The organism is Arthrobacter woluwensis (assembly GCF_030816155.1).
Lineage (GTDB): Bacteria > Actinomycetota > Actinomycetes > Actinomycetales > Micrococcaceae > Arthrobacter_E > Arthrobacter_E woluwensis_A.
Genome location: NZ_JAUSXR010000001.1, coordinates 1,919,392 through 1,937,963, shown reverse-complemented (window position 1 = coordinate 1,937,963; position 18,572 = coordinate 1,919,392). Strand labels below are relative to the sequence as shown.

17 protein-coding genes, 1 tRNA gene and 1 pseudogene are annotated in these 18,572 nt (G+C 67.6%); 8 read left to right on the top strand and 11 right to left on the bottom strand.

Features of this window, described 5'->3' with window-relative positions; all coding sequences use genetic code 11:
• Window positions 1–28: 28 nt before the first annotated feature.
• Together QFZ52_RS08815 and QFZ52_RS08810 are read left to right on the top strand one after the other, a co-directional pair.
• Entirely contained in the window at window positions 29–220 is a 192-nt protein-coding gene (locus tag QFZ52_RS08815; RefSeq protein WP_307497240.1) for a hypothetical protein, read from the top strand.
• 116 nt (window positions 221–336) lie between these two features.
• Entirely contained in the window at window positions 337–1,155 is an 819-nt protein-coding gene (locus QFZ52_RS08810) for an HNH endonuclease family protein (protein WP_307497239.1), read from the top strand.
• A gap of 51 nt (window positions 1,156–1,206) precedes the next feature.
• On the opposite strand, the gene QFZ52_RS08805 is transcribed toward QFZ52_RS08810, so the two are convergent.
• Entirely contained in the window at window positions 1,207–1,713 is a 507-nt protein-coding gene (locus tag QFZ52_RS08805) for a GNAT family N-acetyltransferase (protein ID WP_307497237.1), read from the bottom strand.
• Between the two features lie 90 nt (window positions 1,714–1,803).
• Here QFZ52_RS08805 and QFZ52_RS08800 point away from each other — a divergent pair, with 90 nt between their 5' ends.
• Window positions 1,804–2,691 carry a LysR family transcriptional regulator gene (locus tag QFZ52_RS08800; RefSeq protein ID WP_307497236.1) on the top strand — a complete coding sequence of 296 codons (888 nt, stop codon included), beginning with the start codon at window positions 1,804–1,806 and terminating at the stop codon, window positions 2,689–2,691.
• A gap of 76 nt (window positions 2,692–2,767) precedes the next feature.
• Here QFZ52_RS08800 and QFZ52_RS08795 read toward each other — a convergent pair whose 3' ends face one another.
• The gene (locus tag QFZ52_RS08795) at window positions 2,768–3,610 is read right to left on the bottom strand and encodes an acyltransferase domain-containing protein (RefSeq protein ID WP_307497235.1); all 843 of its coding nucleotides are present in this window, start codon (window positions 3,608–3,610) and stop codon (window positions 2,768–2,770) included.
• A 3-nt stretch (window positions 3,611–3,613) separates the two neighbouring features.
• A complete protein-coding gene (gene def, locus QFZ52_RS08790; RefSeq protein WP_307497234.1) occupies window positions 3,614–4,198 on the bottom strand; it encodes a peptide deformylase in 585 nt (194 codons plus the stop codon).
• A gap of 219 nt (window positions 4,199–4,417) precedes the next feature.
• Between def and QFZ52_RS08785 the strand changes: the two are divergent.
• A pseudogene (locus QFZ52_RS08785) lies at window positions 4,418–4,900 on the top strand (BCCT family transporter); the annotation flags it as partial.
• A 106-nt stretch (window positions 4,901–5,006) separates the two neighbouring features.
• The gene (locus tag QFZ52_RS08780) at window positions 5,007–6,209 is read left to right on the top strand and encodes a BCCT family transporter (protein WP_307497233.1); all 1,203 of its coding nucleotides are present in this window, start codon (window positions 5,007–5,009) and stop codon (window positions 6,207–6,209) included.
• A gap of 38 nt (window positions 6,210–6,247) precedes the next feature.
• Here QFZ52_RS08780 and QFZ52_RS08775 read toward each other — a convergent pair whose 3' ends face one another.
• Both QFZ52_RS08775 and QFZ52_RS08770 read right to left on the bottom strand, forming a co-directional pair.
• Window positions 6,248–7,099 carry a PhzF family phenazine biosynthesis protein gene (locus tag QFZ52_RS08775; RefSeq protein WP_307497232.1) on the bottom strand — a complete coding sequence of 284 codons (852 nt, stop codon included), beginning with the start codon at window positions 7,097–7,099 and terminating at the stop codon, window positions 6,248–6,250.
• 110 nt (window positions 7,100–7,209) lie between these two features.
• The gene (locus QFZ52_RS08770) at window positions 7,210–7,686 is read right to left on the bottom strand and encodes a GNAT family N-acetyltransferase (protein ID WP_307497231.1); all 477 of its coding nucleotides are present in this window, start codon (window positions 7,684–7,686) and stop codon (window positions 7,210–7,212) included.
• A gap of 179 nt (window positions 7,687–7,865) precedes the next feature.
• Here QFZ52_RS08770 and QFZ52_RS08765 point away from each other — a divergent pair, with 179 nt between their 5' ends.
• A complete protein-coding gene (locus tag QFZ52_RS08765) occupies window positions 7,866–8,999 on the top strand; it encodes a hypothetical protein (protein ID WP_307497230.1) in 1,134 nt (377 codons plus the stop codon).
• Window positions 9,000–9,347: 348 nt separating this feature from the next.
• On the opposite strand, the gene QFZ52_RS08760 is transcribed toward QFZ52_RS08765, so the two are convergent.
• Together QFZ52_RS08760 and orn are read right to left on the bottom strand one after the other, a co-directional pair.
• A tRNA-His gene (locus QFZ52_RS08760) sits at window positions 9,348–9,423 on the bottom strand.
• Window positions 9,424–9,555: 132 nt separating this feature from the next.
• Window positions 9,556–10,203, bottom strand: coding sequence for an oligoribonuclease (orn, locus tag QFZ52_RS08755; RefSeq protein ID WP_307497229.1), 648 nt, complete (start codon window positions 10,201–10,203; stop codon window positions 9,556–9,558).
• Window positions 10,204–10,400: 197 nt separating this feature from the next.
• On the opposite strand from orn, the gene mptB (QFZ52_RS08750) reads away from it, so the two are divergent.
• Window positions 10,401–11,945 (top strand): polyprenol phosphomannose-dependent alpha 1,6 mannosyltransferase MptB, encoded by a 1,545-nt coding sequence (mptB, locus tag QFZ52_RS08750; protein WP_307497228.1) that lies wholly within the window; start codon window positions 10,401–10,403, stop codon window positions 11,943–11,945.
• A gap of 135 nt (window positions 11,946–12,080) precedes the next feature.
• On the opposite strand, the gene QFZ52_RS08745 is transcribed toward mptB (QFZ52_RS08750), so the two are convergent.
• Together QFZ52_RS08745 and QFZ52_RS08740 are read right to left on the bottom strand one after the other, a co-directional pair.
• The gene (locus QFZ52_RS08745; RefSeq protein WP_307497227.1) at window positions 12,081–13,364 is read right to left on the bottom strand and encodes a glycosyltransferase 87 family protein; all 1,284 of its coding nucleotides are present in this window, start codon (window positions 13,362–13,364) and stop codon (window positions 12,081–12,083) included.
• Window positions 13,365–13,373: 9 nt separating this feature from the next.
• Window positions 13,374–14,678, bottom strand: coding sequence for a glycosyltransferase 87 family protein (locus QFZ52_RS08740; RefSeq protein WP_307498692.1), 1,305 nt, complete (start codon window positions 14,676–14,678; stop codon window positions 13,374–13,376).
• A gap of 271 nt (window positions 14,679–14,949) precedes the next feature.
• Between QFZ52_RS08740 and mptB (QFZ52_RS08735) the strand changes: the two genes are divergently transcribed.
• Window positions 14,950–16,458 carry a polyprenol phosphomannose-dependent alpha 1,6 mannosyltransferase MptB gene (gene mptB, locus QFZ52_RS08735; protein ID WP_307497226.1) on the top strand — a complete coding sequence of 503 codons (1,509 nt, stop codon included), beginning with the start codon at window positions 14,950–14,952 and terminating at the stop codon, window positions 16,456–16,458.
• A gap of 50 nt (window positions 16,459–16,508) precedes the next feature.
• Here mptB (QFZ52_RS08735) and QFZ52_RS08730 read toward each other — a convergent pair whose 3' ends face one another.
• Window positions 16,509–17,741 (bottom strand): MFS transporter, encoded by a 1,233-nt coding sequence (locus QFZ52_RS08730; protein WP_307497224.1) that lies wholly within the window; start codon window positions 17,739–17,741, stop codon window positions 16,509–16,511.
• A gap of 61 nt (window positions 17,742–17,802) precedes the next feature.
• Entirely contained in the window at window positions 17,803–18,555 is a 753-nt protein-coding gene (locus QFZ52_RS08725; RefSeq protein WP_307497222.1) for a YoaK family protein, read from the bottom strand.
• Window positions 18,556–18,572: the final 17 nt, after the last annotated feature.

The window sequence follows — 18,572 nt, the reverse complement described above, 5'->3', positions numbered from 1 at the left end:
AACGCGGCGCGGGATCAAGATGGGCTTCATGGAACACGACACCACTTTGGAACACGCACTCGACATCGCCACCGCCAACAGCAAGGAGGCGCACCGTCTCCTTGACCAGGCGAAGGACATGCTGGCGACCGGCGACGTCACCCAGGAACGGGTGAACCAGCTCCAGGAGCTGGCCGACGCCGCTGACGCCGACCTCGTCAGGGTGCGAAAAGAGCAGTAAGACCCCGGCCCGTGTGTGAGTTTTTCCACATCCACACGGCGGGCCGCGGAACCTGTCAGTGACTCCTCCTAGGCTGGACCGGTGCGGGCATCGGTCCGGTCTGGAAGGGGTTGTCTGTGAGCGTGAACTGGACCGGTTACCGGAGACGACGACGGCGCTCCCGGTCCGCCGCGGCGCTCCTCGCCGCGGTGACGGCCGCCGTCGTGGGGCTGCTCGGCTGGTTCTTCCTGCGGGGGCAGTTCGAGATCGCGGAGGGCGGCTCCGGGCCGACCACCGCCCGTCTGTACGACATGGCCTGGATGAAGCCGCTGCCGGGCGTGCACGCCGTCCCCGACTCCCCGGCACGTGCCGTGCTGGATGCCTTGCCCGTGGCGCCGAAAGGCTCCTCCCGTGGCTACGACCGCGCGGTCTTCGGTCAGGCCTGGGCCGATGAGGACCGCAACGGCTGCGACACCCGCAATGACATCCTGCGCCGGGATCTGGACGCAGTGACGTTCACGACGAGTTCCGCGCGGACGCAGTGCCGTGTGGCCACGGGCCAGCTCTGGGACCCGTACACCGGACACCACATTCCCTTCGAGCGCGGACAGGGGAGCAGCCAGGTCATCCAGATCGACCATGTGGTGGCGCTGGCTGAAGCCTGGAAGAGCGGGGCGGACCACCTGACGGCCATTGAGCGCGAGACCCTCGCCAACGATCCACTGAACCTTCTCGCGGTGGACGGTCCGTCCAATCAGCAGAAGAGCGCCCAGGACGCGTCCACCTGGCTCCCCGCCAGTAAAGGATTCCGCTGTCACTATGTGGCGCGGCAGGTGTCTGTGAAATACAGCTACGGGCTGAGCGTCAGCCCTCAGGAACGGGATGCCATGCGCCGAGTGCTGGACGGCTGCCCTGACCAGCATGCCATCGCGCGCCCGGCCGTCCCGGCTCGCTGATCCGGCTTGCCGGCACGCTGATCCGGAGTACGGCCCGGTCAGTCAGGCGGGCTACTTCAGTTCCAGGTAGACGTCGGCGCGGTCCAGGGCGAGGGCGTAGTAGTTCTTGACGGGCACTTCGTCCGGCCGGATGCTCACGAATCCCGCGGCCCGGTAGAGGCGCAGGGCGCTGGTCAGGGCGTGGTTGGTGCTCAGGAAGAGTCTGCGGCCGCCGAGAGCAGAGGCCCGCTCGATCGCGGCGTGCACCAGAAGTCCGCCGATGCCCCGCCCGCGTGCGGCACGGCGCACCCCCATCTTGGCGAGTTCGAAAACGTCCTCCGGATACGCCACCAGGGCGACGGCCCCGAGAACCTCGCCGGTCGCGTCATCGCGGGCCAGCAGGACATCGCCACCGGTGTCGATGATGGTGCGCTGCGGGTCGCCCAGGGCATGGAGATCCTCCGGCTCGACCTGGAAGTGCTCCGTGAGCCATTCCTCGCTGATCTGACGGAAGGCGAGAGCGTCCTCCGCTCCCCGGAGCGAGTCGATGGTGACACCGAGGGTGGGTTGCTGGGACATGGAGGCCTCCTTTCAGGCGTGGAATCAGTCTGTCCAGCCGCGATCAAGAAGTCCAATAAATCAGACGATAGTGATTGATAAGCTCACCTTATGGATAACTCGCTCGAGCTGAAACACCTCCGTGCCTTCGCCGCGCTGGCCGAGGAACTTCACTTCGGTCAGGCGGCCTTCGAGCTGGGCATCGCCCAGCCGGCCCTGTCACAGCGGATCCGGCAGATGGAGGATCTGCTGGAGCTCCGGCTCTTCGAGAGGACGTCGCGGCACGTGGCGCTCAGCGAGGCGGGCGCCGCATTCCTGCCGCGCGTCCTGGACCTCCTGGACCGCCTGGACCGGGACGTGGAGGAGGCCAGGCGTGTGGCGCGCGGCGAGACCGGACGGCTGGACCTGGCCTTCATCACCTCGGCCGGCGTGATCGTCAGCGGACACTTGCAAGGGTTCGCCGCGGTGCGGCCGGATGTCCAGGTGCGGCTGTCCAACGGCGACACCACCCAGGTGCTGGACCAGCTCCGGCGGGGCAGCTGCGACATCGGGATCGTCCGCGATGCGGAGCCCGAAGCCGGGATCCTGCTGAGCACGCTGAGCCGTGAGGACTTCGTGGCGGTGCTCCCGGCGGATCATCCGGCAGCGGGGTCCGCCGAGGTGGGCGCCGCCGAGCTGCTCGATTCGCCCCTGATCCTGTTCCCGCGCACGAGCGGCCCCCGGGCCTATGACCTCAACGTAAAGCCGTTCCGGGACCTCGGGGTGGAGCGCCGGGCCGACCAGGAATGCACGGGCTGGCACACCATCATCCAGCTCGTGTCCCGGGGGCTGGGTGTCACGATCGCCCCGGAGAGCGTGACGGGGGAGCTACCCGTGGGCGCGGTCCGCGTGAGCCTTGCCGGGCCGGAACGCTACACCACGGAGGTGCAGCTCGCGACGCGCGACGGCGACCACCGGGCTGTCGTGGAGGCCTTCCGGCAGGCGGCCGGCGTCCTCTGAGCCGGCCCTTGCTGGGCCGGCGTTCGCTGAGCCCGCCGCCGCCCTGGCGGCGACGGGAACCGGACGGAAGCCCGGCTCAGCCGCGCGGCAGGGTCAGGTGACCGTGGCCGAGGCCCCACTCGCCGCCGTCGTCGATGTGCTCCAGCACCGCGCGCTGGAGCGAGCTGTCGCGGGGGAGCCGGTCCAGGCCCTCGAGGCCGCGCTGGCGGAACGTGAAGTACACGGCGTCCGTGGGGGAGGCGCTTGTGCGGTCGAGCGTGAAGCGCTGGGCGAAGGCGGCCATGTTGCTGCCCGGAACGCGTCGCGCCAGTTCAGGGTCCAGGAGCCAGGAGATGCACTCGGCGCTGCGGACCGGCTTGTCCGGGAAGTGGCGGGCGAAGAACTCGACGGCCTGCTCGAAGCTCGCGTCCACGGCGGCGGGGGACAGGCCGCCGCCTTCCGGGATGTGCACCGAGAGGATCCACTCGCCGGGCTCGGCCCAGTCGGCGTCCTCGTGGTGCTGGAGCAGATGGAACTGCAACCGCCCGAGCTGGAACAGACTGCCGGCGAAGTGCAGGGAGAGCCAGCCGAAGGTCTCGAAACCGAAGGTCCCGAACACCCGGCGGTTGATGTCCACGTGGCGGCCGAGGTCCGCGAGCGTCGCGGCCACGATCTCCTGGGGGATGCCGAGGCCCTCCCAGTAGGCGAGGAGTTCGGGGGTGAAGCGTGCGTACGCCTCCAGCCAGCCGAATTCGTCGACGTCGCTCTTCGGGGCGTATCCGCCGGGGAAGGTGCCGAGGCGCTCCCGCAGAACACCGAGTGCGGTCCGTGCGCCCTCACTGGGCGGGCCGTCCAGCAGCGCCAGCGCCGCATCACGGTCGGCGTCCTGCACGCCGAGGAGTGTCAGGAGCTCGGCCGGTTCCAGCGCGGTGGTTTCCACGGCTCAGTCCTCCGTGTCGTGGCCGAAGGGATCCGGGTCGACGCCGGGCATCCACGTCAGGCCCGGAACACCCCAGCCGTTGCGTTTCACCTGGCGCTTGGCGCGGCGGGCGTAACGGTCGATCAGGCGGTCCACGTAGAGCAGCCCGTCCAGGTGGTCGTACTCATGCTGCATGACGCGCGCGAACCAGCCGGTGGCCTCGAAGGAGACCGGTTCGCCGAAGCCGTCGAAGCCGTCGACGCGGACCCAGTCGGCGCGCTGGAGCGGGTAATGCTCGCCCGGGAAGGAGAGGCAGCCCTCCACGTGGTCCTCCGGATCCGGCGCGGCCCCGGAGACCTTGGACAGCGTGAGGCGGGGATTCACCAGGACGCCCTCGGGCGGGACACCGTCCTCATTGGCGTATTTATAGACGAAGATCCTGAGGCCGACACCGATCTGCGGCGCCGCCAGGCCCACGCCGTTGGCCGCGTCATTGGTCTCGAACATGTCCGCGATGAGAGCGCGCAGCTCGTCATCGAACACGGTGACCTCGTCGGCCCGGCGGTGGAGCACCGGTTCGCCCCAGATAGTCACAGGACGGACTGCCATGGCCGCCACTTCCCCTCTTGCCGATGTGCGGATGAACGAATAAGGCCGCATCGGAATCCGATACGGCCAAGCGGGCCGGAGCCCTGGAACCGTGCCGTGGGGCACGTCCGGAAACATTACCGGAAGCCGCAATCCCGGACAAACCGTGCGGCTCTGACGGGCCCGCAGGGCGGGACCGTCGGCTTGCCCGTCCATTCAGCGCTTGGATACGGTCGAAGCATGAGCACGGAGAGCAATAGCCCGCCCGTCCCTTCGACAGTCTCCCGGACCGGGATCGCCCGCTGGGTGTTCTGGCCCACCGCGGTCATCGTCCTCACCTTCGTGACGGCGACCATCGTCAGCCCTGAGGGCATGAGCGTCGGCATCGCGGCCGTCCAGGGCGCGATCATCGCCAACTTCAGTTGGTGGTACGTCCTCCTCGCGTTCGGCTTCGTGCTCTTCTGCGTCTACCTCGGGTTCTCCCGGAAGGGCGACGTCAAGCTCGGACGTCCCGACCATGACCCCGAATTCTCCCTGGTGAGCTGGTTCGCCCTGCTCTTCGCGGCCGGCATGGGCATCGGCCTCGTCTTCTACGGAGTGACCGAGCCACTGACCCATTTCGCCACGCCCAAGCCGTCCCTCGCCGGGCAGCACCTCCAGCCGAGCGCCCAGGCGCAGGAGGCCATCGCGACCACCTTCCTGCACTGGGGATTCCAGCCCTGGGCGATCTACGTCGTCGTCGGCCTGGCGCTGGCGCACGCCATCCATCGCCGGGGGGCGGCCCCTCGCCGTGCGCTGGGCCCTCGAGCCGCTGTTCGGAGAGAAAGCGATGCGCGGCGGCTGGGGCAACACCATCGACGTCGTGGCCCTGGTCGGCACCGTCTTCGGGGTGGCCACCTCGCTCGGTCTCGGCGTGACCCAGATCAGCGCTGGCCTCAAATCCCTCGGCGTGATCGCCGCTGACAATCACTGGATCGAATACGTGATCATCGTGGTGGTCACGTGCTTCGTGCTGTGGTCGGTGCTGTCGGGCGTTTCTCGCGGCATGAAGTGGCTCTCCAACATCAACCTGATCCTCGCGGGCGCACTCCTGCTCTTCATCCTGATCGTCGGCCCGACGCAGTTCCTGGCCAAGGAGATCGTGCAGTCCGTGGGGCACTACCTGCAGAACTGGCTGGGCATGTCCACGGACACCTCCGCGTTCACGGGCGCCGCCGGTGAGGCCTGGCAGGCCTCCTGGTCCACTTTCTACTGGGGCTGGTGGATGAGCTGGGCGCCGTTCGTGGGCGTTTTCATCGCGCGCATCTCCCGCGGCCGCACCGTCCGGGAGTTCATCCTCGGCGTGGTGCTCGTCCCGGCCCTCATCACCTTCGTCTGGTTCGGCGTCCTGGGTGGCACGGCGATCTTCCACGAGATGAACAAGACCGCGGGTTACACCTCGGTGATCGCGGCCGACGGCAGCGTGGATGCGAACGCGGCCCTGTTCCAGGTGCTGGAGCAGCTTCCCGCCGGCGGTCTGCTGGTGGTGGGCGCGATCATCCTCTCCGCGATCTTCTTCATCACGTCCTCGGACTCCGGCTCCCTGGTGATGGCCATGCTGGCCACGGGCGGGGACACCGAGCCGCGGAACTGGATCCGGGTCTTCTTCACGCTCGCGACGGCGGCCTTGGCCGCGGCACTGCTGCTCGCCGGGGGTCTTGCGGCCATTCAGACGCTCGCCGTCTCCATCGCACTGCCCTTCAGCGTCGTGATGATTCTCATGTGCGTGGCGACCTTCAAAGCACTCCAGCGGAATGTCCGCCGGGCGGACCGCCTGCGGCGGGAAGCCCTCGTGGCGGATCTGTCCGAGAAGTTCGGCCTGGAGTCCGACGACGACGCCATCGAGTCCGGCCCGCGCAGTGCGGACGCATGGTGGGACGGTCTGAGCAGCCGCCGTCAGCAGGCGATCGTCATGGGGGTGACGAAGGCCGCCCAGTCGATGCGCCCGGAGCACCGGGAAAACCTCCTGGGACGGCGCAAGCGCAAGGAGTAGGTACGGAGTAGACGCGGTGCGGCGTGGCGGGGCCGGAGTTACAGCAGGACGGTACCCGCCAAGCCGTCGCGCACCGCACCGCCCACCCACAACCGGCCCTCGGCGTCACGGGTCAGGAACAGGCGGCCGGCCCGGCCGATGCCGGTGCCCTGATGGGCGACGTAGGGCGTGTCCAGGACTCCTTCACGGGACAGCCAGCCCGCCAGCCCGGCATTCAGGCTGCCGGTCGCGGGGTCTTCCGCGGTGCCCTGCTGTGTCAGGGTGATGCCGCGGACCTCCAGAACAGGCTCCTCGCCGTCGCGCCTCGGGTGCAGTGCGCACATCCCTGCCTTGACCCCGAGTGCCCGCAGCACGGCCGATTGCGGACTTGCCGCTCGCAGCGTCTCGACGTCGCGCAGGAGCAATCCCATCCAGCGTGCGCCGTTGTCGATCCAGCAGGCGCCGAGCAGGGCGCCGTCCGGCAGGTCCAGAGCCTGGGCGACCTCCGCCTGAAGCTCCTCCGGGACCGGCTCCAGGAGAGGATCCGGGGCGGCGAAATGCAGCAAGCCGTCATCGCGCCGGACCCGGACCAGACCTTGGGCGGATTCCTGCACCACGTGATCCGCGTTCCGGGCTGTGCCGCCGGCGGCGAGCCAGGCGTGGCAACTGCCCAGCGTGGGATGGCCCGCGAACGCCAGCTCCGTGAGCGGGGTGAAGATCCTGACCTGGTAGTCGGCTTCGGGGGAGTCCGGCGGTAGCAGGAACGTGGTCTCGGAGAGGTTCGTCCAGCGGGCGAATTCCTGCATCTGCTCGGGATCCAGCCCGTCGCCATCAAGGACGACCGCGAGGGGGTTGCCCCGGTAGTGGGCTCCGGAGAACACGTCGACTTGGCGGAAGGGGCGGTGGCGCATGGGGGATCCTCGCTGCTGATGGCCGGGTTCACCGATCATTCTGCCTGCTCAGGTGTCACGTTCCCGGCAACCGCCGCGCGGCGTCTCCGACGGCATCCCCGGTGGAGACCTCAGCGCGCGTCGAGGCGGTAGAGGTACTCCGTCACCTCGCGGCCGACGCCGGCCGCATAACCGGTGTCCTGCCCGACCTCCTCGAAGCCGTTCTTCCGGAGCACGGCACGGGATGCGGGATTGGTCTCGGCGACCCGGCCTCGCAGCGGACGGTTGGTCTCCACCGCGAGAAAGAGGCCGAGTGCCCGGGACGCAATGCCCTGGCCCCAGTGCTCCCGCGCGACCCAGTACGAGATCTCGCGGTCTCCGTCCATCCAGAAGCTGGAGATCGTCCCGACCGGTGTGCCCGCGGCCTCGATCACGCGGATCAGATTGGACGGCTCCTCCCGGATCCTGCGGTAGTGCTCGTCGAAGGCGTCGCGATCGCTCGGATCGCTCCGGGTGAAGGCTGCCAGCCCGACGCCGGCCGGATCACTTTCCCACGCGAAGACCGCGTCCAGGTCCGCATCCCTCAGCTCGCGGAGACGAAGCTCCATGGTGTCCCCTCTCTGGTGCATTTGTCCGGTCACGTGGCCGCGCCGTTCCGTCGTCTGGAATCGCACCGCCAGTCTAAAGAGCGGGACTGACAGGGGAAATGGCATTGAGCGGATACGGAAGAAATTCGCACGACACGCCACAGTTCAACGTCGGGAGGCATTCAAGTATTGTTCGACTCATGTCGGCGAACGATACTGGAGCAGAGGCGCGTGGCAGGGCAGCACGTCAGATGATCGCTGAGGATGCTCGCTGGGCGATGGATCTCGTTCTCTCTGCTCAAAGCATGCCTGACCTCAACCCCTATATCGCACTCCTCCTCGGGCATCACTTCGTCCGCATCGTATATGAAGGATCGGCGGCACTTAGGTCACGCAATTCTCATGTGGGCATCCCACAACTTGCGAATCTTCTGGGTAGCACATTTGCCTCAGTCACCGAGCGCGGCCGACACATCACTAAGATGCTCGATGATAAAAGGAAGTCTTATGACACTATCCTCGGCGAGCTCGATCAGGTCATCACCGAGCACCGTTCTACCTTTACCGGCAATGCCGGCCCATGGACGAGATGGCTCGAAAGCGACATCGGACTCTATATGGCAGACGGGCGGTTGCTAGGTGCCAGTTGGCCGACTGCCTACCGTCTTGGCCTCAGCGTCGAGACAGACGGAACCATCGCGGGTCATGATTTGCAGGCCGTAACCCAGGAATGGGGCGGCATGCTCGCCGTTCTCGGAGCAGCTGGTCTAAATCCCGCCGAGTCGACCGCGACTCTGGACCTGACTGGTGTCCCGGCAATCAGAGGCATGGACAAGCGGTCCGACAGATATCTACGACAACGTTTTGAGGGCGATTTCCCGGATGCTCTTAAGATGCTACTGCTCGGCATCGAAGGCGACATGAACACTCTTGCTATCGTCGCGTCACATAGCGAACCTGGCCACGAGTTCGCTGTGTTCCGTGCCCGGACCATCACGCTGTACCACTCCCTGACTGCTTTGGTGCGAATTGCGAAGCACTACGATTCGGCGAACAGTAAGTCGCTGCCGCTGTTGAGAGAGCTATTGGCTGATAGCGCGGTTCGGGCGATACTTTCCTCGCACGGCAAGATGGTGCGCAATCGATGCATGCACTACGAGATCAATGACCCGCGAGTCATTGTCAACCCAAACTTACCGATGTTCGGGATCGTCGAAGCGGTCTTTCCAGGCGAGACTTGGGCCGGTTTCAATGCAAAGGTCAGACTCGTGATGGAACGGGTGGCAATCTTGCTAAGCACATGGTCGGTACCTCGGCATCAGTGGCATCGGTAGGCCGCCACAGGGTGCGCGGTGCCGGCACAAGGGACTGCGACGAAATCTCACGTAGTCCTAGGTGTGATAGTTGAGCTTGCGCAATGAATGGGTTGGCCATGAAGAGTTAAGGAGGCTCCGTGCTGCGAGCGAAGAGGTGCCCACAACGTCCATGATTCCCAATCGCCATCGACGGCCGAACTGCGATCCGCCAGGCATTCAGCTACGTCTCGATTGCTGTCGGATCCGCTCCACCTCAACTGAGACGAGGAGTGAGTTGCATCGACCAAAACGAAACGAGCACTGACCGGAGGGGAGGCACCACGAAAAGCAAACCGGCCCCAGCATCGAAATGCTGGGGCCGGCACATGGGGTGAGCGACGGGGGTTGAACCCGCGACCTCCTGGACCACAACCAGGCGCTCTGCCAACTGAGCTACGCCCACCATGCGGCTTTCGACGGACAGGTTTCCCGGTGTTCCCCCGAAAAGCAACGTCAACTAGCTTACCTGCTCCGGAACCCACTTCGTGCCACTTTTGGCACTTTTCGCGAAAAAAGTTTCAGCGAGTGGCGCAGATTACAGCTCCTGCCCGAGTCGGGCCGCGGTGGCGGCGCTCTCGGGGGCGGCTGAGATCTGAGCGGAGATCTCCCGCGCGGTGGCCGTGTCCGGGCCCGGGGCCGGGACGAAGACGGCCTGGCGGTAGTAGCGCAGCTCGTCGATGGAGTCGCGGATGTCGCCCAGTGCGCGGTGACCGCCGTGCTTGGCCGGCGCCTGGAAGTAGGCCCGGGTGAACCAGCGGCGGGAGAGCTCCTTGATGGTGCTCACGTCGATCACCCGGTAGTGCAGGTGGTTCACCAGCTCCGGCATGTCGCGGAGCAGGAACATCTTGTCCGTGCCGATGGAGTTGCCGCCCAGAGGGGCGACGCCGACCCCGGGAACCCATTCCTTGATGTACGCCAGGACCTTCTCCTGCGCCTCCGCCATGGTCATGCCGTGGGGGAGTTCATCCAGCAGCTTCGAGTCCGTGTGCATCTGGCGGACGAAGTCGTTCATCTGGGCCAGTGCCTCGTCGGACGGCTTGATCACCACGTCCACGCCGTCACCCAGGATGTTCAGCTCCGAGTCGGTGACCAGGGCAGCCACCTCGATCAGGGCGTCGTGTTCCAGGTCCAGCCCGGTCATCTCGCAGTCGATCCAGACAATTCGCTCTTGTGTTTTAGCCACGAGGACAGACTACCGGTCAGTGGTGCGGGAGACCGGCAGACCGGCGGCTCGGGGTGGCCGCCTTCCGCTTATGCGGCGGCCGCGCTGATAAAATGGCGTCTGCAAAAGCAGGGGCGCGGCCGGCCGGCCGACGATCACCCCTGCCGGCACGCTGGAATGGAAGTGGTAGGAACGGACGGGTGGCGGTGGTGACGGGCATGGCGGAGACGCAGGACAGCACCACCGTGGAAAAACCGGACCGCAAGCGCCGTCTGTCCTGGCGCGAGCCATGGGCCGGCAATCCCTGGCCGGCCATCATCGAAGGGACCGTCGGTTCCTTCCTGATGTTCGCCGGGTCGATCGGCATGGGCTGGATCGCCCCCGCCTCACCCATGCTCCGGCATCCGCTGGTCATCTTCCTCCGCACCGACGGCCAGGGCATCGCGGCGTCCACCTTGGCGCTCAGCCTCGGCGCCATGATCCTCATCCGCTCCTGGATCCGGCTCGGGCAACGGCTGGGTGGCTGGGGGACCGGCTCGCTCAAGGCGGTGGTCTGGGCGATCTCCCTGTGGGCGCTGCCTCTGTTCTTCGCCGTCCCGATCTTCTCCCGTGACATCTACGCCTACACGGGTCAGGGACGGCTCGTGGCCGAGGGCCTCGACCCGTACACGCAAGGCATCTCCTCGCTCAGCAACTGGTTCCAGCTGGGCGCGGACAAGGCCTGGGCGGAGAACCGCACTCCGTACGGGCCGTACTTCCTCTGGCTGGCCCGCGCGGTCGTGGGCATCACGGGAGCTCAGCCGGACTATTCCGTCCTGCTCTTCCGGGTGGTCGCTCTCATCGGCGTCGTGCTGTGTATCGTGTACGTCCCCAAGCTCGCGGCTCAGCACGGCATCAACCCGGGCAGGGCGCTGTGGCTGGCCGTGGCGAACCCGCTCTTCATCATCAGCTTCGTGGCCAGTGCGCACAATGACGTGCTCATGATCGGCCTCGCGGTGGCGGCCTTCTACTTCGCCTCGGTGGGAAGACACAAGACCGCTCTGCTGCTCATCACGGCGTCGATCGGGGTGAAGATCATCACCGTGGTCTTCCTGCCGTTCCTGGCGCTCATGTGGGCCGGCAAGGGCGCCGGCTGGCTCCGGAAAGTGGTGTTCTGGGCCATCAGCGGCGTGGGGTCCCTGGCGATCCTCGTGGTCAGCGGGATCCCGTACCACCTCGGTATGGGGTGGCTGTTCGCCCTCACGGATCCCACCCCGGGATACACCGGCTATGCGCCCTCGGGCTTCCTGGGACAGCAGCTGGAGATGATCTTCAACGCGCTCGGTCTGCCCGGCGGCGACATCGCCACGGGCTTCCGGACCCTCCTGAAGGTGGGCTCGATGGTCATCGCGGCCCTGCTGATCCTGCGCGGCAAGCACGAGCACCTGGTGCGGCGCGCGGGCCTGGCCATGGCGTCGATCGTCCTGCTCTCGCCCATCATCCAGCCCTGGTACATCCTGTGGTTCGTGCCGCTGCTCGCGGCCACCGGCATCCGCAACGACTGGCAGGTCAAGTCCCTCTACATCGTGGTGACCTTCTTCGTGGTGTTCGGAGCGCAGGACCAGCTTTCGGTCTACTCCTTCGTCCAGCTGGGCGTGCCGGTCTCCTCGATCGCCTTCTTCGTGGCGCTCGGGATGACCGTGTACCTCGCGTTCCTCGACGTGCACACCCGCAAGGCCCTGTTCGGCGGTCGTCGGGCGGACGGCAACTGGGGCGTCATCTGAGCCGCGCAGCGCGCGCCTGAGCGGGGGCGCCTGGCCCGGCCCGGACGCGGAGCCGGGAGACGGAACAGGACGACGACGGCGCGCCGGTGGCGCGCCGTCGTCGTCCTGTCAGGCGGTGGTGGCCGCAGCCGTGGTTCAGAGAGCCGGGGCCGGTGCGTCCTCCGCGCGGCGGGAGGCGCTGCGCCCGAGGTCCAGCGTCCTCCGGATCGACCACACCAGCAGGACCACCAGCAGCACGTTCCGCAGGGTCAGCACGGCGGCCATGACCGGGTGCGCGTGGATCAGCGGTGTGTAGAACAGCGGGTAGATGACGAAGGTGGTCATGGCGATGACCATGAGCAGTGCGCCGGGGACCTTCCAGCGGTCCCAGTCGTGTGTGAGGCCGGCGATGACCACGGGTGCCAGCCAGATCATGAACTGGGGGGAACCCACCTTGTTGAATACGATGAACGCGGTGGTCATCAGGAGCGCGCCCTCGAGGAACAGCTCCTCGCGCTCGGCGCCACGGCGCAGGGCCCAGACGAGGATCGCGGCGCCGCCGACGATCACCAGCAGGAACAGGGGCTGCATGAGCCAGGCGGCCACGGAGGCGCCTGGGCCGTAAACCTCGGACGAGTTGATCGCGACGTTGTCCGCGATGCGGGAGCCGGCGATCCCGAAGACGCTCAGCCACACCCAGGGGGTGGAGAAGGTCGCCTCCAGCTGCATGCCACGTTCACCCTGCTGGAGCATGAAGTCGGCGATGTGGGAGAGGTTGCCCGTGCTCCAGAGGCCCACGGCGACCAGCACCGTGACCACCACGCCGGTGGCCAGGACCTTGAGCCGGTCCCGGCTGGCGATGATGATCGGCGCGATCACCGCGGCCGGCCAGACCTTGATCCACGTGGCGACGCTCAGGAGGGCGGCCGCAAGCACCGGACGGCGCACCGCGGCGAGCAGGCCCACCAGCACGATCGGCGCCACGACCCCCTCGACGCGGGCGAAGCTCAGGTAGCCCATGAACACCAGGAAGAACATCCACCACCAGGCCGGCGCGATGCCGGTCGTCCGGCGCGGACCGGACAGCAGGACCACGAGGGCCCAGGCGTTCAGGGCGGTGATGAGCAGGAACCAGCCGAGGAGGTACAGCGAAGGGCCGAAGACGTTCGCCAGGTGGATCGGGATCTGGGCCAGCGCCGGATACACCCAGGGGGTGATGGGCGCCATGCCGGGGCGGTCCGGAACCACGCCGGTGGCCCATTGGCGGTACTGCTCGGTGTCGCTGAAGGTGTCCCCCCGGAGGAAGAAGGACGCCATCCACGCCAGGAAGTAGCCGTGCACCACGGCGAAGCCCCACCAGACGCTGGCACGGGTGCCGAACCACGCCACGACGGAGGCGGGCAGGAGACGGTCCCGCAGGGAGGTCAGACGATCCAGCATGGTCAGCTCCTAGGCCGCGGTGACGGCCGGGGCGGCGGTCTTGGCGTCGCGGCCCAGGACGTACAGGCGGTGGACGGAGATCACCAGCAGGCCGACGAGCAGCAGGTTCCGGACCGTAAGGACCAGGGCCATGAGCGGATTGTTGTGGCTCAGCGCGTCGTAGAAGAGCGGGTAGATGAGGAAGGTGGTGATCGCGATCAGGATCAGCATGACGGCCGGCGTGCGCCACGCCTTGAAGTCGTGGATCAGACCGAGCGCGACCGCGGGAGCCAGCCACACCATGAACTGCGGGGAACCCACCTTGTTGAACACGATGAACGCCGTGGTCAGGGCCAGCGCACCCGCGAGCAGCAGCTCGGTGCGGTCGATGCCGCCGCGCTGCTTGCCCTGATGCAGGGCCCAGAACACCAGGCCGGTCACCACGAGTGCGGCGAGGACCAGGAGCGGCTGCATGAGGGCCGACATCACGGTGGTGCCGGGGCCGTCCACCTGCATCGAGTTGATGTCCGTGTTCATGTACATGTGGGAGTCCCCGACGCCGAGCACGGAGAGCCAGAGCCACGGCGTGGTGAACGTGGCTTCGAGCTGCATGCCGCGGTCACCCTGCTGGGTCAGGAAGTTGAGGAGGCGGGGGAGCACACCGAGCGCGGCGGCGACGGCGGCGACACCCGCGGTGACCACCACACCGCCGAGGATCACGCGGACGCGGTTCTTCACCACGGCGAAGAGCGCGAGCATGACCGCGGCGGGCCACACCTTCATCCAGGTGCCGACGGCGAGGATCACGGAGGCCACGAAAGGCCGGCGGACGCCGTGGATGAGGGCGATCAGGACGATCGGAGCGGTGAAGCCGTCCACCCGGGCGAAGCCGAGCCAGCCCATGAGGAACACGAAGCTGAGCCACCACCAGGCCGCCGTCATGGACTTCCGGTTCCGGCCCCAGTCGGTGAGCATCCCCAGCGCGATGCCATTGAGCACCGTGATCATGAGCACCCAGAGGAAGAAGAACAGCGCGGGCCCGAAGGCGTAGGCGATCGCCATCGGCGGCAGGGCCAGGATCGGGTACACCCAGGGGCTCGGGCCGGAGATGAGCTGGTCGTTGAACCCGGCCGCCACCCAGTCGCGGTAGATGAAGGTGTCGCTGAAGGCCTCATTGCGCGTGGCGAGCACCAGGGCGAAGATCAGGAAGACCGCGTGGAGCACTCCGAAACCGGTCCAGAGACCGCGAGGGGTGGTCAGCCAGTCCTGGGCTCGGCGGGGGATGAGCCTTGTCCTGAGGTCCGTCAGTTTCGAGAAGAAGGCGTCGGAGAAAATGGGCTTGTCCTTGTCTGCCAGCGAATGGGTCCACGGCCAACACGCGCGGCCTCGGCCTGGGCGTGGTGGTACGGAGACAGAGGCCCAGACGGTACATTTTATCCCAGTACCCTCTTCCCAGCCGATCCTGAGAACGCTCGGATAGCCTCGGTGGGGGTGCGGCGACCTCCGGGTGCCGCTTCCGCCCGGGTGCCACGCGGTCACCGGGCCGGGCACGTGCCTTCCATCACGTGCCACAGATTCAGAGTGTCGGAAGGAACCAGGACTGCAGATGAGTGCGCCGAAGCCCGCTGGGGGCGGGGTCAAGGTGGCGTTGCGCCAGGGACTGCTCGGTTCCGTTCTGATGACCCTGGGCTCCGTCGGTGTCGGCTGGCTGGCCGGCACCAGCAGCGTCCTGATCCGCACCTGGCCCTTCATCGTCGCGCGCACCACGCTGCCCGCCGTCGTCGTGTGCACCGTCCTGCTCTGCGCGGGCGCCGTGCTGCTCCTGCGTGCCTGGCTGCGTCTCGGCCAGAAGGTGGGCGAATGGACTCCGGAGACGCGGCCGCTGTTGAAGAAGGCGCTCTGGTACTGGGTGACCCCGATGGTGTTCGCCGTGCCGCTCTTCAGCCGGGACATGTACGCGTACATCGGACAGGGCCGCCTCATGCTGGAGGGCCTCGATCCGTACACCAACGGGATCTCCTCGCTGAGCAACTACTTCAACCTGGGGCCCGACACCCTCTGGACCGAAGCGCCGACGCCATACGGTCCGCTGTGGCTGTGGATTGAGTTCGGCGCCGTGCTCGTGTCCGGTGGAATCCCCGAACCGGCGTTGTTCCTGTTCCGGCTCGCCGGGGTGCTCGGTGTGGTCCTGCTGTACATCTACCTGCCGCGCATCGCCTCGCTGGCCGGCCTCAACCCGGAGCGCACGCTCTGGCTCGTGGTGCTGAACCCGGTGCTCCTGATCAATTTCGTCGCGAGCGGCCACAACGACTCCCTCATGATGGGGCTCGTCGTGGCCGGCCTGTACTACGCCGCGACCCGCCGGGCCGTGCGCGGGGTCATCCTGATCACCGCGTCGATCGCCATCAAACCCATCACCATCCTCGCTCTGCCCTTCGCGGGTCTCCTGTGGGCCGGCCGTGACGCGCGCTGGCCGCGCCGTCTGCTCTGCTGGGGCGCGACGGCGGGCATCTCCCTGGGGCTGCTGGCGGTGGTCGGGTACCTGAACGGGCTGGGCTTCGGCTGGCTGGGCGCCCTCCAGACGCCGGGCGCGGTCTGGATCTGGTTCGCCCCGGTGGGACTCGTCGGTCACGCCGTCGGATTCGTGGTGCAGCTGCTCGGGGGCTCAGGCGACCCCGTCACCGACGTCATCCTCACCATCGGCAAGGTGCTGTCCGTCCTGGTGGTCCTCTGGCTCGTGTTCCGCTGGCCCCGCAAGGACCAGGACTTCACGCGGGAGATCCTGCGGAACAACGCCTGGGCGTTCGCCGCCGTGGTGGTGCTCGCGCCGGTGATCCAGCCCTGGTACATGGTCTGGCTCCTGGTCTTCTTCGGCATGACCGGGATCGCGGAGGGCTGGCAGCTCCGCCTGGTGTACTACCTGACGGTGTTCTTCGTCCTGATCGCCCTGACCGACCAGCTGAGCGTGTTCGGCTGGATCCCGTTCGGGATGCCCGTGGCACGGGGCGTGGCGATCGCGGTCGGTGTGGTGCTCGTGCTGCACCTGATCTACACGGACCGGAAGACGCATCACCTCTTCAACGCTCCGCGTCTGCGGAAGCGCAAAGCCGGCTGACGCACAGGCGCCGTCCGGGGCGACGGTCCGCGCGGGTTCGGTGTCCGGGTTCAGCGCCCGGGCGCGGTGTCCACGGGATCCGCGGACTGGAGCTTGCGTGAGTCCGGGACCAGCGCCCAGGTGAGCGTGGCGGCGGCGAGCAGCGCGGCGGTGACGGAGAACGCCCAGCCGAAGCCCGCGGCGTCGAGCAGCGCACCCGCGATGAGCGGACCGAGCACACCGCCCAGGTCGCTCGCCATCGAATAGGCCGCCACCACGTTGCCGCCGCGGCGCTGCGCCAGGACATCCGCGAGCACGGCCTGCTGCGCCGGATTGACCAGGGCGGACCCCATGCCGGCGATCACCATGAGGGCGAGGGTGGCCCAGAGGATCGGGACCGCGGGAACCAGCAGATACACCGCTGTCATGAGCAGGAGTCCGGAGACGAGCAAGGGCTTGCGGCCCATGGTGTCGCCCCAGCGTCCGGCCGGGAAGATGAGCGCGGCATTGCCCGCCGCATAGGCGGCAAGAACCCAGGCCGCCGTCGCCGGGTCGCCGTGCAGACCGACGACGACGAAGATCGGGATCACGGATACGCGCACCCCGAAGGACGTCCAGCCGAAAGCGAAGACCGACAGGAGCAATGCGCGGTACTGGGGGATGACCAGCGCGGTCCGGAAGGCCACCGGCGCCTCGGCCCCGGGCAGAGGCACGCTCCGCGCCGCGTGGCTCGAACCGCGGAGGGCGATCGCGACCACGGTGGCCGCCGCCAGCAGGGTGAAGAAGTAGAACACGAACGGCGCGCGCAGCCCGAAGGCCGTGACGATGCCGCCGAACACGGGTCCCAGCAGGCCGCCCAGCAGGAAACCGGCGGCGTTCAGGCTCGCGACCCGGGCGCGTGCGTCGGGCGGGCTCACCTTGATCAACAGGGCGGTCGCCGCGATGGTGAAGAGGGCGGAGCCGATGCCACCCGCGCCCCGGAGCACGAGGAACTGGGCGTAGTCGACGGCGAGGGCGGATGCACCCGTGGACAGTGCGACGATCAGGATGCCCGTGATGTAGGTGCGGCGTTCGCCGAAACGGTCGATGACGCGGCCGGCCACGGGGGCGGAGACCACCCGCATGAGTGCGAAGGCGCTGACGATGGCTGAGGCGGCGAAATTCGAGACCCCGAACTCCAGCGCGAACTGCGGGATGACCGGCGCCACCACGCCGTAGCCGAGGGCCACGGTGAACCCTCCGGCCACGAGGGCCCAGACTTCGAAGGGCAGCCGGGTCTTCCGCGGTTCGGGGGTGTTCAGCACCAGTCGATCTTAGCCGGGCCGTCCGTCACGGGGAGTTCAGCCCGGCCCCTTCCGATCCCGTTCAGGCGGGTTTGGTCACCCAGCCGGTGGTGGCGCGACGGGAGCGTGCCGTCCACAGCGTGACCCCTCCCAGCAGGAGCGTGGCGCACACCAGGACCCAGCGGCCCTGCCCCGATTCGATGAGGAGGACCCCGCACAGTCCTCCCAGGAACATGGCGACCACCGAGAGGAGTCTCCTGCCGATCCGGCTGTCCCGGCCGCCCGCGAACCTGCTGTCCGCGCCCATGCCCGTGAGGGTCATGGTCAGGACCGTCGTGGTGAGGTCCGGGACGCCGAGACCGCGCGCCGTCGCATTCTGGAGGCCCATGGCGATGCCGAGGATGACGATCAGGACCGTCAGCAGAACGCCGTCGTACGAATCCCGGGGCGCCGGCGTGGGGACGATGAGTGTGAGGATCACCGCCGCGAGGAGGAGGGCTGTCTGGGTGGCCGCTGCTGCGAACAGATGCCGGCCACGGTGACCGCCCGAGGTCGCGCCGATCCTGCCGCCGAGGAACGCCCCGAGCAGGAACGTCAGCACCGCCAGGAGCGACGCCCACCAGAGGAAGCCCGGCGCCCCGCCCAGGGCGAAGGACAGGAACACGACGTTGCCGGTCATGTTCGCCACGAAGACCCGGCCCAGCTCGAGGTAGCTGAACGCGTCGACGAGGCCCGTCACGACGGTCAGGAGCACGAGCATCGGGGCGAGCGGCCCATGAGGGTCATCCGGCCGAGGCCTGAGGGTGTGCCACGCGTCGCGCCAGGGTGTGCTCATGGGTGCTCCTGATCGTT